Consider the following 14,221-nt stretch of genomic DNA (forward strand, 5'->3'; position numbering starts at 1 on the left):
AAATTAACTATTTATTGCAGTCTTTCTTAAGCTAAGCTGTTTACAATTTTTTAAAATTTATCCAAAAAATCTGGAATTTCTATGTTAATGCGGTTGAAAAAACTCACTTTATCTCTTTGTTTAATGGGCGTCGGGATAGCGGCTTTTGCCCAACCTGTTTTGGTTAAATCTGAACATAATATTGAAGAATATACCTTAGAAAATGGTTTTCGTATCTTATTAGCACCGAATGAAAAAGAGAATAAAGTCTTTGTTAATACAGTATATTTTACAGGTTCTTTGAATGATCCAAAAGGAAAAGGAGGCTTAGCACATTTACTAGAACATCTTGCTTTTAAAGGAACAAAAAATGTTCAAGGCGAAGAATTTCAACGTCGACTTGATCGTTATACTTTAATGACAAATGCGAGCACAGATTATTATTCAACAAAATATACCAATATTGTACGTCCTGAAGCGAATGCTTTAAATGAAATTATTTATTTAGAAGCAGAACGGATGGATCAGTTGGTTTTACAAGAAAAATATGTACCTTCTGAAATTAATATTGTCATGCGTGAGCGTGAAGTCAGAATGGATCAGCCATTTGCTGTACTCATGGATCAAATGTGGAAAGCAGCTTATGGTAATCAATTCTTAGGACGTTTGCCGATAGGTGATTTACCTGAGTTACAGTCTATTAAAATGAATGAACTGAACAAGTTCTATAAAGACTGGTATGCACCCAATAATGCGGTTATGGTCATTTCAGGAAAGTTTGATAAAGCTGAGGTTTTAAAGCAAATTGATCAAAATTTTAGTGCCATTCCAAAACGTGTATTACCAACACAAGCACAAGTTCCCTTATTAGATTCAGCAACTGTAAAAAATCGCCAATTTATTGTAAAAAAAGGCAGCGATTTAGCAAAATTTAATATTTATATGAATGGGAAAAATGAAGCAATTCAACCCGTTTTAGCATTAACACCTTATTTATATACATTGCAGCCTAGTGGTCATTTATATTCCAGTATGGTGGAAACAGGTATAGCAACGAATGTGCAATCAACAACTTGGTTAGATGATGATTTTAATCTGATCTTAATGGGGGCAATTTATGCACCTACACATGATGCAAAACGTATTGATCAAGCCCTAATTTCAGGTGTAGAACAAAACCCAGCATTTAATGAAGTTGAGTTAAAACGTGTTAAAAATCTCTTAAAAAATGCACAAGATAATCTATTGAGTAGTGCATCAGCAGTCGGCTCAATGTTGAGTGATTATGTTGTATCATCACATGGTGATTGGACACAATATTTTAAAGACCAACAAAAAATACAAGCTTTAACAGTCGCAGAAACCAATCAAACCTTAAAAACATTTTTAACGTCACCACATCGTTTTAGTGGGGATATACAGCCTACTCCTGAAGATCAAAAGAAAGCACTTGAGCAAAAACAGTCTACGGAGTCTAATAAAACATTAGATCAGCAGACCATTGCTGAAGAGTCACTAAAGTCAGCAGATGAATATAAAAAAGAAGTAGCGCAGTATGTTGATGTTTCAAAACATCTTTTGCAAAAATCTGAGCAAAAAATTCAACGTGGTCAACTCAAAAATGGAATGCAATATGCACTATTTCCAACGACCACTCGTGATGATAAAACCTATGCAACCTTGAATGTGGAGTTCGGTACTGCACAGTCTTTATTCAATAAAGATGAGATTATTGAATTTACTTCTTATTTGTTATTGCGTGCTTCAGACCAATATAGTTTGCAAGATATTGCAGATAAAACGATAGAAGCAGGTGGTTCAGCCAGTGCAGTTGCAAATGGCAATGGGATGCAAATCCAAATTTCTGCGAAAAAAGATAAGTTTGATGACTTTTTTCAGTATATTTTAGCTGTGATGAAAAAGCCAAAGTTCGAACAATCACAGTTTGATTTAATCAAGTTACAAAGTTTAGCGACTTTAGATCGTCCTTATACCGAGCCTGAAACTGTAGCTGCATTGACTATTTCTCGTTTGCTAGAGACTTATCAAGCAGGTGATTTACGTTATCACTATGAACCAGAGTTGGCAAAACAGCAAATTAAGTCCATGACGAATCAGCAAGTAAAAGATTTATATCAGAAATTTTTTGCAATGGATCATGCACAAATTGTCATTACAGGACAATATGATGCTAAACATATTCAAAAGTTACTTCAATCACAGTTAGGAAATTGGAAAAGTAAAGAAAAATATGAGCGTTTAAGCTCTGATTTTGAAGCATATAAAGCACAAAAAGTTCATGCACTTTCAGAGCAACGAGAGTTTGGTAATTATCAAAGTATTTTGACAATTCCTGTTGGGGCATATCATGTGGATGCACCTGCATTAATTGTATTAGATAATATTTTAGGTGATTCACAATTATCTTCTCGTTTAGGTAAGGAATTGCGTGAAAAGAATGCTTTAGTTTATGGTTTTGGTAGTCAATTGGATCTAGATGACGTTGTTGAGTCTGGTGCAATCAAGATAGAAGCCAACTATACTGCGGGAAAATCAGCCCAAGTTTCACAAGTCATTCATCAAGTATTAACTGAATTATTAAGCAATGGCATAACGGAACAAGAGCTTGAAGCAGCAAAAGCCAGAATCATGAAAAAACGTGTTACTTCACTTGAAGATGATCGTATTATTCATCGTATGTTAGTTTCCCAAATGCAAAATAAACGTAACTTATTGGATAGAGCACAACGTGATCAAGAGTTTGCAAAATTGACCAAAGCAGATGTAGATGCTGTGATTAAGAAATATATTGATCTGAATCAGTTAGTTGAGGTAATGGCAGACCAATATGGTACGGCACAGAAACCATAATTTTTTGTAATCACATATTTTGATCAATTGTTTTTATTTTAATGATCTGTAAAAGAATAAAAAAGCCTTGTAATTGACAAGGCTTTTTTCATTTTTAGATCTGTAAATTAGTGTTGATGATGGTCATGGTCATGCTTATGTGTGTGAAATTCTTCATTTTTACGGAAGCGTAAATAGTTCTCGAATTGTTCACAATATTCGTCATAATTGTCTTCTAACATCATTTGAAACTGTTGAAGTACATAAGACATCACTTGCTCTTTGGCATCACGCATTTCGTTGCCATCTTTAAAAGTATTGGCTGCAACCCATGTATTAAAACGAGCTGTGGCAAATAACATGGCTGCACTGACCTGACCACGTAACTCATTTGGATCAGGTTTTTGACCTTTTGGTGGGCGGCAAAATTCATTGGCTTGTTTGATGAACTCATCGGCACGCTCAAAAAAAACGGCATTTAACGCTTCTTCTTCAGTGACATCCGCAGCATCGATTTTTTGAGACATGAATATTTCCACAACGATTACATAAATATTCTCATATTATAGGCAATCTCGCCTTTAAACGAAATGCTTAACTTCATCCTGTGGTGGATTCATATATTCTTCAAAGTTATTTGCATATTCTTCAAAATTATCTTCTAACATAACTTTATATTGCTCTAAAAAATACTGCAAAATTTGTTCTTTGTTGGCTTGCATATCTTCAGCTTTGTCATAACCACATGCAGTCAACCAAATGTCAAAACGTGCATTGGCATACATCAGTGAAGCACTGACTTTTGCAGCAGATTGAGCGAATTGTTCAGCATCATCTGTCGTGTCTGCAAGCTCGTTTGCAAGTGCAATAAACTCATCTGCACGTTGATAAAATTGTTCATCTGGTGCAGATTCGTTTTGGTCTAATAAGCCATCAAAATTATTTGAATTGTTTGACATTTAAAATCTCTCAATATCTTGTATGTATATTTAAACTATAGCATACTTAAAATAGCCTAAGTATAAAATTAAACAATTTAAGAGGTGTATATGCAAGATGCTATTGCGGTACAAAGTTTAAAAAGTGATATTGCCTTATTGCGTCAAAATATTTGGCCGCCAACAGATTTAGCAAATGTTGAAGGTCTACCTATTTATTATGGTTCAAAACAACAAGTTGCCGAATATTATCATCAGTGGACAGGGTTGATTGAACGTGCGCAAGACTTATTTCAACCCTTTATGGAAGATGAGGTTTTAGATGCTGTCCATCTCCCTAGCCATTTAAATTTACCCTTATTTTTCTTTCATGTAGATCGTATTCGTATTAATAAAACACGAGCAAAAGAATCTAAAACTTTTCGTGGTTTAGCCAGTTTGATGGATAAATGTGGTCAGTTTGAGCCTGAACAAGTTTTAGCGATGAAACACTGGTTAAATAGCGATGATACCGCAGCCTTAGTGGCACATCGTGAGTTTATTGATTTAAGAACTTATATTTTTCAGCATGGTCAAAGTGAATATACACGTACTCGTTTTTATGTGAATGGTTTAGTATTAAGCACAGAAGAGCATTTTGAATTGATTGATGCACGTGATAAGCCACGTAAGCAACGAAATGACAGTTATAGTGATCCTTTAGCAGATAACCAAACTTGGAAAATATTTGGGAAATATCGTTAATCGCATTTTCCCAAATAAAATCTAAAATATTGTAAAAATTAAGATTATTTACTTCCAAAAAGGTACAGCTTGAGAAAGATGGCGTAACTCTTGGGCTGATTGTGCTAATAAATCATGCTTTCGTGCAGCAATCCAACCTAGAGCAAATAATGCTTTAGGTTCATGTTCTGAGATGCTTTTAAAAATATTTTCAGCAACAAATAAATCATTGTATAAACCTAAAGCTTCTTGTGCAGGTTTCAGTGCTTTTAAATATTCTTTTACCTTTTCAGTAGGATAGAGCGATGCGATAAACTCAATGCTATAACGTAGACGTTTTAAGCGTTTACGAACACGGTGTTGGTCATCTATTGCTAATTCTAAAAAATTAAATGAATTGTTGATAATATTCTGATGTAATTTTTCAATATCTTTTCTAAATTGTTTTTTCAGATTGAGAGAAAGTGGCTCACTATGCTGTGTATGAATAAACTGAATCAAAGTTAGGATAAGAGCGTGAAAATTAAACGACTTAAACACATCATCTAGTTTATTTTCATCTATATTTTTGTGTTTTTTCAACGTTATGTTGGGTGCGCCATCAGCTAAAATTTCCGGTAAAATTGTACTTTCAACCATATCAAGATCACGTTGATGACCCAGTTGGCGGAAAAGTTCAGCAAGTTGTTGTTCCCATATCGGATCAAGATGAGATGACCAATGCGCAAAAGTTTTGAGTGCACTGCGTAACCTACGGATCGCAACACGAGCTTGATGTACATGTTCCTCAGTAAAGTAGCCTGAGGCAATGGCAGAACTGTTCGGCAAAAGATGCTGTAAAGTATGTTGTATAATCTTTTTAATGGCTTGTTCAGGTGAGCTTTTTGGGTCTAATTGAAATGGTGTTTGAAATTGAGCAGGGATGTTCTGACTGAGTAAATCATCATAATGTGTTTTAGTTTGTGTATTTAAATATAAGGCATAACGTTTAATGCGAGGAAGAACGAAAGAAATAAAATCCTGAATATTACCTTTTTTTAACTTAAATGTTATTTCAGAAAACTCTCGTTTTTGTTGCTGAGAATAAACAAGACCTTGGTCAAAATACACTTCAATGAGGCTTTTTTGAAAATTAAATGATGTGATAAAGCGTTCAATATCTATGCTAAATTTCACATACAGTTCAGATGAAAGATCATTTAATAATTTTTGAGTATTTTTGCTGATGCTTTTATGATGGTTTTTATTACCAAAATTTTTAAACTCGAAATTGTTGGGGGCTGTTGTTCCTAAATTGATTTGAAATTGGGTGGGTGCCAGTTGTTCTGTATTGGATAAATGTAGTATTTGTATCCATTGACCATTTTCTAAACGTTGTTGTAATCCAATACCTTGTGTAGATAAAGGGCATTTATCATGATCAAAGTATTGAGTATGTATAGTGGATTTATCACACTTTTTTCTTTGCAATACTTTGAGAAAGGCATCTTTTTTATCATTTTTGATTTGAAATTTGAGTTCTATTTCAAACATGGTCTAACATCCTGTTATAGAAACTTTTTCTTATATTAGAACAATATAAATTTAAAACCTAGTACATAATTAGATACGTTTAAATATTAAGATAAATTGAATCACTGTTCACAATAAATACATGGAAGCATTTGATTTGCCATGATTAGAATAAGAATAAATTGACTAAAAAATAGATAAAAATAGGTTTTGGATGAGTATAAAAGTTTTAAAAAATTATCAAACTATTTGGAAAATTGTCAAAAATCGTTATCCCAGACCGATACAAGATATGCTGATTTTAGGTCTAGTCTTGATGATTCACACATTACTTTCAGTTGCAGTGCCTTATATTTTAAAAGAAATTGTTGATCAGTCTCATACAACAAATGTCGTAACATTTGACCAGTTATTTACATGGAAAAATCTCTACATTTTAGCAACAGCCTACGCTTTAGGGTGGTTGCTGATGAATGTGTTAAATCATGCAGCGAATTTTTTAAGTGCAAGATTAATGACTAAATTTAAAATTGCACTTTTACATGGTGGGGTCAAACAATTTTTTGAGGCGACATTTGCTGAACAGAAAAAAATTGAATTGGGGGTTTATCAAACGGATATTTTACGTGGAGCTGACTCATTTGGTACGATTACCTACGTTATTTTATTTGTATTAGTTCCTATTTTATTCCAAATTTTAAGTATGGTTTGGGTGCTTGCACACGCTATTGAATTAGCTTATGCCTTATATTTTATGTTATTCGCCGTGATCACTTTTGCATTGAATATATATTTTACTGCGAAGGGAAATGATATTTTTACCGCAATGTATAATGCGTAAAATCAGGTCGGTCAGTTTTTAGTTGAAAAAATTCAAACAAATTATGATATTAAGGTTAATGGTGCGCAGCAATATGAAATGAATTTATACGAAAAGCGTTTAGAACATTATAAAGATGAGATTTTAAGTAGCCATAAAAAACTTGCTGGTTTAATGGTTATACAAGTTTTATTTGTGGGTTTTTTTCTTTTATCGTTTATGTTGTTGACCGTTTATCTGTTCAGTCAAAAGCAAGTGACTTCAGGTGATTTTGTCCTCATTAGTACATATATTATTGCATTAACCATGCCTTTATTAATGGTGTCACAAAGTATTATTCATTTGAAAGGTGATTTTATTGCCATCGAAAAATTTGAACAATATTTTCATTTAATGACAGACCAACTCAGTTCTGAAGTTATTATTGATCAGCCTATTTTCTATGCATTTAAACAAGCCGAATTTTACTTAGGTAAAAACCTAATTACAGATTTTGACTTTGTCATAGAACAAGGGAAGAACTATATTGCGATTGGGCAAACAGGTATAGGAAAAACGAGTTTTATCAACTATTTAATTGGCTTAGAAAAGATAAAAGCAGGGCAATTGTTTTATAAAAATGTGGAAATTAGTCAACAATTCTCTGAAAATATTTTTAAAGAAATTGCAGTCGTGAGTCAAATGCCTGTAGTGTACTCGGGAACATTTAGAGAAAACTTAGTTCATAATAGTCATTATACATATACCGATGATGAGCTTTATGATTATTTAGAACGGTTTAGTTTATTGAATTTAATAAATAAAAATAATCTAACTTTAGATGATAATATTAAACATGTTTATAAAAGTTTTTCAGGTGGTGAAAAACAGCGTATTAGTATTATTAGAGCACTACTTAAAAAACCACAATTATTAATTATGGATGAGCCAACAGCCGCATTAGATGAACAAACAAGTATGACATTAATGAAATTTATTCAAAGCCAAGTAAAAACAACTTTTATCATTTCACATGCAAATTTTGCCCAACAATATGCAGATGAAGTCATTAATTTTGATACTTTAATTCAAAAAAGTGCTATTCAAAAAACGGAGGTGTTCTAAATAGTATGCTACTTATGATGATACTGAAATGAATGAAAAATATTCAAGCACAGCCCCATTTATATTACAAAGTTTGTACTTCTTTTCGTAGGCGATGTCTTACTTTTTAAGGATGAGGAATATATTCCGCAAGGTAACAAAAATCCTTTGTTGGACATGAGAAGCTAAGCTTCGCAAGATATCCGCCCTTGTCCAACGGCGACATCCATGTCGCTCTGCGATAGTACCATCACGTTAAGCTTTAATTTTGGATAAGATTCTACTAAAAATTGCTGTGAAACTGCTCCGCATACTTTTTGAAACATCGCCTAAAATTAAATGTAAAATATTGAATATTTTATAGTTTGACCTTATTTTAAAAACTTTCGACTAACTAAAAACTGTTCAGTTGCTTCAAGTAGTTTTTCTGCATAAGCTTCTTGTTTTGCAGTTAACCAACCTAATGCAAACCAATCACTGGCTTCTAGTTCAGTTTGTTGTAAATAAGATGAAGATGATGCTAAAACTTGATATTGCTCAGATGCTTGCTGTGCATCGTTCAGTGATTTTCCATATTTTTGTAGATTTTTTACATCATAAATTTGGGTTAAAATCGGGAAGCTAAATTTTAACTCATTCAGTCTTTGCGCTAAAAGTTCAAGGCTTTCCAGATGATTTAAATCGGCTTGACTCAAAGCCTCTTGTAATAATTTATATTGATTTTGCAGCGTATTTTGTGCAAACCATTTTAAATCATGAGTGGGTTGTTCAGCTTCTGCAAGGCTAAACATGAGTAATTCTAAATAATGCTGCACATTTTGTGTAGATTTAACTAAATTATTCAACTTTTCCTGTGCATATAGAATGTCTTTATCTAAACTTTCAGCCGTTTTAGGATTTTGTAGCAAAGCACCTAAAGTATTTTGCATGTGTTGAAAATGTTGTAAATTTTGAAAATGACTTTCAAATGCAGCAAGTTGATGTGCCCATTTTTCAGTTTTTACATGTGTCCAATCTTTAAATAAAGATAAACTGAGATGTAAATGGTGTAAGGCAAGCTGAGCTTGTTGAATGTGTTCTGCTTCAGCAACTTGTGCTGAAATTGCGGCAATATTTGGTAATAGATGTTGCATATGATTAGCAATCATCGTTCTTAAGCTTTTATCTGAACTATCTTTTTTGTTCAGGATCATATCTTTAGCGATATGAGCAGGGCTGACAGTTTGATTTAATGTCAATAAGTTACCAAATTCGGCTTTACTACGAACATCTAACCAAAGTTGATATTTTTTCACCCATTCAAAACTAAACGCCAATAAAGATTGGATAGAACCATTTTTTAGTTCAAATTCAACTTCATGAATTTCATGATGTGCTGTTTGAGTACGCACTTCACCAATGTCTAAACTGACTTCAATTTCTGCATCTTCAAATGTAATGACTCGACACGTTCTTTGAATATCAGTTTCAAATTGCAATTGTAGTTGGTCAAATTGATCACCTAAAGCATTTTGCAGAATTTGATCAGCTTCGGAGTTTTTTGGATAGAGTGAAAGATCCAGTTGTGGTGCTTCAGCTAATTCACCTAAATTGTGATTTTCTTCAATACGTTGTAAATGGTTTTTAGTCGCAGCTTTAAGGGTTTGAACCCATGTTTTACCTTCTAAGCGTTGACGCAGTGCAGCACCGTGTGCCGCTAATTTCTTATCAGGCGTATCATAATACTTTGCTTGAAGTTGAATAATTTCAGACTTTTTAGGGTCAATGGCTTTGAGTAAAGCATTACGACGGCTTTCTGAAATCTGAAATTTCAATTCAACTTCAAGCATGGTGAAATCCTGAAAAATAGTAAAATTTGAATTTTAATGCGCTATTGTAGCCTAAAATATACTGTAAAATTGTTCGCTTTCTTGTCGATTCAAACTGCATTATCAGTATTTGTATGGGTCAAAGTTCATTTGGCTTTTAATTCGGCATCCATTAGAATAAAGCAATACAAAATAAATAAGGAAAATCAGAATGAATGCACTCGTTGAACCAAAATCAGAATTAACGACGCCAAACTTTCAGCTACCGATTAAAAACTATTCTGAATTTTATCGTTTTTATTTGACTGAACACCGAAATATTATGAGTCGCCGCCTACATGCGGTAGGCAGTAGCGTCGGGATTTATTTTTTTAGTAAAGCAATTCGTCAACGTAAACCTAAATATTTTGTATATGGATTAGTTTCTGGCTATGCCTGTGCATGGGTAGGGCATTTTGTTTTTGAAAAAAACAAACCAGCAAGTTTTAAGCAACCGTTATATAGTTTTATTTCAGATTGGCGGATGTTATCTGATATTGTTCGTGGTAACTTAAGTTTAAAAGACCGTCAGTTTGATAAAATTGATCGTTAATCGTTTTGATTAAAATTTAATAATTCACTTAAATAATATATAAAACCTCTTTGAATGATTGAATCAAAGAGGTTGAAAAAGATCATAATAAAATAACAGAGGACAATGTATGGCTAAAATAGAATTAACTGCACCTGATGCATTACCTTTAGTAGATCATCAACAAGTTGGTGGCGCAGTAAAAATTAAGCCAGAGGTTGTACAAAATTTAAATCAACAAGTTGAACAATTTTTACAACATTTAATTGATCTTCCTGTACATGAAAAAACCTTTCAAGATAAGGTGAACGCAGTTCATCAACTTGGACATAATAGTGTTAAAAAATCATCACGACTGAGCCACCGCTTACTTTCAAGATCATTGAATCAACTCAATGATGATGCTGACAGTCAAAATATTAGCCAAAGTTTGATTGATCTTAAACAAACTTTAGACAGTTTGAATCCTGCAAATAATCAGAAATTTTTTGCTGTGCGAAAATGGTTAAAATTTTTACCTTTAGGTGAGCGAGTCGAAGACTATTTTGATAAATATAAATCTTCAGAAGAGCATATTAATGTTGTACTGAGTAGTTTAGAAAATGGTAAAGATGAATTAATTAAAGATAATATCGCATTAGAACGTGATAAACGTAATATGTGGGAGACTATGCAAGAGCTTGAACAATACAGTTATATTGGGCAGGAACTCAGCCGAAAAGTTGAAGATATTATTGAAAATGTACGGGTGACAGATCAGCAAAAAGCAATGGTTTTACAAGAAGAAGTTTTGTTTTATTTAAAGCAGAAAGTCACCGATTTAATGACGCAACAAGCGGTGAGTGTACAGGCGTATATGTCGCTAGATTTAATTCGAAAAAATAATTTAGAACTGATAAAAGGTGTAGACCGTGCTTTGATGACAACGGTTTCTGCCTTACAAACGGCTATGGTGGTGGCTCAAGCCTTATCAACTCAAAAACTTGTTCTAAATCAGGTTAAAATTATTAATAGCACCACTGAAGATTTGATTGTTGCAACCAGTAAAATGTTGAATCAACAAACACGAGATATTCAATCACAATCTTCAAATAGTGTAATTAATGTTGAAAAACTACAAGTCGCTTTTAACCAAATTTTTGAAACCATTGATTTAGTGAATGAATTTAAAGTTCGAGCTTTGCCTAATTTACAACAAAGTATGGATCATTTAGCTGCACAGTTACAACGTGCGCAGCAATTTACAGATCAAGTTCGAGCTCAAGAAGTTGCAGAGCAATTAAAAGATGAGCAGCTCACTGTAAAAGATTTTATTTCTGTCAATGAAAAGTAATTTGATATCTGATCATCTATAACCAATAAAAAGTTGTAAGAATTGCAACTTTTTACTTTTAAGCTGAATGATCAGAAATATCTTGCTGCGTCTTAAAAAGATCGGGTTGTTGTAATTTATATTTTAAGAATTGCCCATGATCAACCAATTGATTTAAATCATTTAAATAAATTGACTCAGCAATATTTTCAAACTCATTTACAATCATTTGTAGCTGTTGTTCAATGATCTGATTAGGTGTCTGTTGTTGATCTAAAACTTTACGATTTCTTAAAAACTCAGGAATATCAATAAAATGCTGTAATGCAGGGCTAAGATAGGCATTTAAGGTTCTTTGAATATCCATAATTTCATTTTGAAATGATTCATCTTGACTCTGCTGAAGTTTTTCATTCATAAATTGCATGATTTCTTCGATTTTTGTCAGTTTATTTTGCGCATTTTGACTTAAATGTCGTAGACTCTTACTTTGTAAATGTTGATAATTTGAAATGAGTTGTTGATATTGTAAAAAATAAGCAGTTGGTTGTTGATGGATAACGTCTATTTTATTTTCATCTTCTTGATTTTTTAACATTTTTTTGAATTCTAAATCACTTATTTTATACAGCCAATATACACCAAATACAATTCCCAGTAATATAACGACCAGTAATAGATTAGAAAACCATGTATCTATAAATAGAAGGATACTAATAAAGATAGCAAGTATAATCGAGATAACACACGTGATTAAAGCGTCTTTTCCAGAAATTCGATTATGTGATTGATCTTTATTACTCATCGTTTTGCCAAATTCTCTTTGTATTTTGCTTTAATTCAAATACTGGTTTCACATCTAAATTTTGTTGTATGAAATATTGGTGGTTTAGTAAGGATTGTAAGTCATTTTGGTATAAAAATTCTATTTTTTTAAGTAATTTTTCTATAATTTTATTGCGTTCATCTATGAATGTTTGCTGATCAAAGTTGTTATATGCATGATTTAAATAATGATCAAATAATAGCTGAATTTGTTTTAAGCATTCATTTTCAGCCAATCTAAGTTTACGGTTTAGTTTTTTAGAAATATTAAATTGAGAGGATTTTTTACGTTGCTCTATATCCAGAAAAATCATTTCAATTTCATCTAAATAAGATTGGTTTTGAGAATCTAATTGTGTATGAATATTTTTTTTAAAAATTTGAAATTGTTGTATGATCGTGATTTTTTCTTGATTAACTTTTGGATGATCAGTTTTAAATAGCTGAATAGGGATTGATTTTAAATTTTGATTTTCATTTTTTTCAATATGCTCATGTATTGTATTTGGAAATAAAACTTGATTCAAAATTTTCATAAATACAAGTAAGAAAAGATAAAGACATACTAAAATCAGCACAAAAATACTTAAAGACTTTAAAAAACTGATTTCACTATAGATGAATAAAATACAACTTAAGATGATTAAAGTAATTTTAAGATAATGCATAAATTTAGATCACCTTGAATATTTTGTATTTTCATTCAACCTCTTGATTTTATTATGCTGTTTTTTAATATTCTAAAATTTTATTTTTTATCTATTTTAAAATCTTCCTCGGCTTTTAAACTTTGATGTAAAAATGTTTGATGGTCTAATAAAGATTGTAAATCATGATTGTAAATAGACTCAACTTGCTTTAACAAATCATCTAAAATTTTATTCAGCATTTGTGTAAACCAAAGATCAGGAACATTGTTTAAATTTCGACAAAAACGTGTTTGTTCATTTCGCGGATAAGTCAAAAATTGTTGAGTATATTCAATAATTTGTTCTAATAACGTGAGTTGTATTTTTGCAATACTCTGTCTGGTCTTATAAAATTTATTTTTGTTTGATAGCTTTAAATCAACTTCTTTGAATACTTTATATATTTCATTGATTTGGCGTTTATGGCGTACGCCTAAATAACTTTGATAATGTATTTTTAGGTCGAACAGTAGTTCTGTACTACTATTTTTAGTATTCAGTATAAATGGAGGAATAATTTTATCTGACGTTGTTTTGATTATCATTGGAGTATTTGGTTTAGGTTTTATAGTCCGTTGTTTAAATTTAAGTTGTCGTTCAGAAAAGGATAGTTTATCTTGAGTATTTGAAGTAGGAGATTCCCATTTGATTTCAAAAAATGTACTTTTTATTTTAAAATAGATTAAGTAGGCTAAAATAATAGGCAGTTGGTATAATATAAAGTAAACAAGAAAAGTAGAAAAAATGACGATTAAAATTTTTAAAAATTTTAGATGTATAAATGCTGAAATAATTAAAATAAAAAATGTAGAAATAAAAATGATGCTTAAACTATAAATGAGATTTCTTTTAAAAATACGATAATTTTTTTCATAATATTGAGGTGGTTCTATTTTTTTTGAATAGAAAAAGCACTTATAAAGGAAAAATAAAACTAAATAAGACGTTATAGATGCTAAAAAACTTTGAGTAAAAATTAAAATAAAAAAACCAATTAAGCTGAAAATGAAAATATCACGATAAATTTTCTTAAGTTCTTGACTTGGGGTTTGAAGACCTGCTTTTATTTTGGAGATGAACATTTTTTCGTTTATATATTTAATGTGTTTAT

General features: G+C 31.6%; 13 protein-coding genes. 6 read left to right on the forward strand and 7 right to left on the reverse strand.

The genetic code is table 11. The features are described from left to right. Window positions 1-81 precede the first annotated feature (81 nt). Entirely contained in the window at window positions 82-2,850 is a 2,769-nt protein-coding gene (locus C9E89_RS00550) for a M16 family metallopeptidase (RefSeq protein ID WP_107006491.1), read from the forward strand. A gap of 107 nt (window positions 2,851-2,957) precedes the next feature. Here the strand turns inward: C9E89_RS00550 and C9E89_RS00555 are convergent, their stop codons facing one another. Both C9E89_RS00555 and C9E89_RS00560 read right to left on the reverse strand, forming a co-directional pair. Continuing rightward, window positions 2,958-3,356 carry a DUF3144 domain-containing protein gene (locus C9E89_RS00555; RefSeq protein WP_107006492.1) on the reverse strand — a complete coding sequence of 133 codons (399 nt, stop codon included), beginning with the start codon at window positions 3,354-3,356 and terminating at the stop codon, window positions 2,958-2,960. Between the two features lie 54 nt (window positions 3,357-3,410). Beyond that, window positions 3,411-3,788, reverse strand: coding sequence for a DUF3144 domain-containing protein (locus tag C9E89_RS00560; protein WP_107006493.1), 378 nt, complete (start codon window positions 3,786-3,788; stop codon window positions 3,411-3,413). A gap of 90 nt (window positions 3,789-3,878) precedes the next feature. Here C9E89_RS00560 and C9E89_RS00565 point away from each other — a divergent pair, with 90 nt between their 5' ends. Beyond that, entirely contained in the window at window positions 3,879-4,511 is a 633-nt protein-coding gene (locus C9E89_RS00565) for a hypothetical protein (protein ID WP_107006494.1), read from the forward strand. 48 nt (window positions 4,512-4,559) lie between these two features. Here the strand turns inward: C9E89_RS00565 and C9E89_RS00570 are convergent, their stop codons facing one another. Continuing rightward, window positions 4,560-6,023, reverse strand: a complete 1,464-nt coding sequence (locus tag C9E89_RS00570; protein WP_107006495.1) for a CHAD domain-containing protein — start codon at window positions 6,021-6,023, stop codon at window positions 4,560-4,562. 193 nt (window positions 6,024-6,216) lie between these two features. Between C9E89_RS00570 and C9E89_RS00575 the strand changes: the two genes are divergently transcribed. Beyond that, on the forward strand, window positions 6,217-6,843 hold the full coding sequence (locus C9E89_RS00575) for an ABC transporter ATP-binding protein (protein ID WP_107006496.1): 627 nt from the start codon (window positions 6,217-6,219) through the stop codon (window positions 6,841-6,843). 78 nt (window positions 6,844-6,921) lie between these two features. Continuing rightward, window positions 6,922-7,926: an ATP-binding cassette domain-containing protein gene (locus C9E89_RS00580; protein WP_107006497.1), complete on the forward strand. Its 1,005-nt coding sequence runs from the start codon at window positions 6,922-6,924 to the stop codon at window positions 7,924-7,926. 350 nt (window positions 7,927-8,276) lie between these two features. Here the strand turns inward: C9E89_RS00580 and C9E89_RS00585 are convergent, their stop codons facing one another. Next, window positions 8,277-9,734 carry a CYTH domain-containing protein gene (locus C9E89_RS00585; RefSeq protein WP_107006498.1) on the reverse strand — a complete coding sequence of 486 codons (1,458 nt, stop codon included), beginning with the start codon at window positions 9,732-9,734 and terminating at the stop codon, window positions 8,277-8,279. 190 nt (window positions 9,735-9,924) lie between these two features. Here C9E89_RS00585 and C9E89_RS00590 point away from each other — a divergent pair, with 190 nt between their 5' ends. Both C9E89_RS00590 and C9E89_RS00595 read left to right on the forward strand, forming a co-directional pair. After that, window positions 9,925-10,305 carry a DUF962 domain-containing protein gene (locus C9E89_RS00590; protein ID WP_107006499.1) on the forward strand — a complete coding sequence of 127 codons (381 nt, stop codon included), beginning with the start codon at window positions 9,925-9,927 and terminating at the stop codon, window positions 10,303-10,305. A gap of 109 nt (window positions 10,306-10,414) precedes the next feature. Continuing rightward, entirely contained in the window at window positions 10,415-11,617 is a 1,203-nt protein-coding gene (locus C9E89_RS00595; protein WP_107006500.1) for a toxic anion resistance protein, read from the forward strand. Window positions 11,618-11,675: 58 nt separating this feature from the next. Here the strand turns inward: C9E89_RS00595 and C9E89_RS00600 are convergent, their stop codons facing one another. The 3 genes from C9E89_RS00600 to C9E89_RS00610 form a co-directional block, all read right to left on the reverse strand. Then, window positions 11,676-12,194: a hypothetical protein gene (locus C9E89_RS00600; protein WP_147305701.1), complete on the reverse strand. Its 519-nt coding sequence runs from the start codon at window positions 12,192-12,194 to the stop codon at window positions 11,676-11,678. A gap of 199 nt (window positions 12,195-12,393) precedes the next feature. Beyond that, the gene (locus C9E89_RS00605; RefSeq protein WP_107006502.1) at window positions 12,394-13,089 is read right to left on the reverse strand and encodes a hypothetical protein; all 696 of its coding nucleotides are present in this window, start codon (window positions 13,087-13,089) and stop codon (window positions 12,394-12,396) included. Window positions 13,090-13,169: 80 nt separating this feature from the next. Then, on the reverse strand, window positions 13,170-14,192 hold the full coding sequence (locus C9E89_RS00610) for a hypothetical protein (protein ID WP_107006503.1): 1,023 nt from the start codon (window positions 14,190-14,192) through the stop codon (window positions 13,170-13,172). Between the last annotated feature and the right edge of the window lie 29 nt (window positions 14,193-14,221).

It is taken from the genome of Acinetobacter sichuanensis, from assembly GCF_003024515.2.
Classification (GTDB): domain Bacteria; phylum Pseudomonadota; class Gammaproteobacteria; order Pseudomonadales; family Moraxellaceae; genus Acinetobacter; species Acinetobacter sichuanensis.

Excerpts from the sequence above, each read along its gene's own strand:
- C9E89_RS00550 (WP_107006491.1), top strand. The coding sequence starts at position 82 with ATGTTAATGCGGTTGAAAAAACTCACTTTATCTCTTTGTTTAATGGGC.
- C9E89_RS00555 (WP_107006492.1), bottom strand. The coding sequence starts at position 3,356 with ATGTCTCAAAAAATCGATGCTGCGGATGTCACTGAAGAAGAAGCGTTA.
- C9E89_RS00560 (WP_107006493.1), bottom strand. The coding sequence starts at position 3,788 with ATGTCAAACAATTCAAATAATTTTGATGGCTTATTAGACCAAAACGAA.
- C9E89_RS00565 (WP_107006494.1), top strand. The coding sequence starts at position 3,879 with ATGCAAGATGCTATTGCGGTACAAAGTTTAAAAAGTGATATTGCCTTA.
- C9E89_RS00570 (WP_107006495.1), bottom strand. The coding sequence starts at position 6,023 with ATGTTTGAAATAGAACTCAAATTTCAAATCAAAAATGATAAAAAAGAT.
- C9E89_RS00575 (WP_107006496.1), top strand. The coding sequence starts at position 6,217 with ATGAGTATAAAAGTTTTAAAAAATTATCAAACTATTTGGAAAATTGTC.
- C9E89_RS00580 (WP_107006497.1), top strand. The coding sequence starts at position 6,922 with ATGAATTTATACGAAAAGCGTTTAGAACATTATAAAGATGAGATTTTA.
- C9E89_RS00585 (WP_107006498.1), bottom strand. The coding sequence starts at position 9,734 with ATGCTTGAAGTTGAATTGAAATTTCAGATTTCAGAAAGCCGTCGTAAT.
- C9E89_RS00590 (WP_107006499.1), top strand. The coding sequence starts at position 9,925 with ATGAATGCACTCGTTGAACCAAAATCAGAATTAACGACGCCAAACTTT.
- C9E89_RS00595 (WP_107006500.1), top strand. The coding sequence starts at position 10,415 with ATGGCTAAAATAGAATTAACTGCACCTGATGCATTACCTTTAGTAGAT.
- C9E89_RS00600 (WP_147305701.1), bottom strand. The coding sequence starts at position 12,194 with ATGTTAAAAAATCAAGAAGATGAAAATAAAATAGACGTTATCCATCAA.
- C9E89_RS00605 (WP_107006502.1), bottom strand. The coding sequence starts at position 13,089 with ATGCATTATCTTAAAATTACTTTAATCATCTTAAGTTGTATTTTATTC.
- C9E89_RS00610 (WP_107006503.1), bottom strand. The coding sequence starts at position 14,192 with ATGTTCATCTCCAAAATAAAAGCAGGTCTTCAAACCCCAAGTCAAGAA.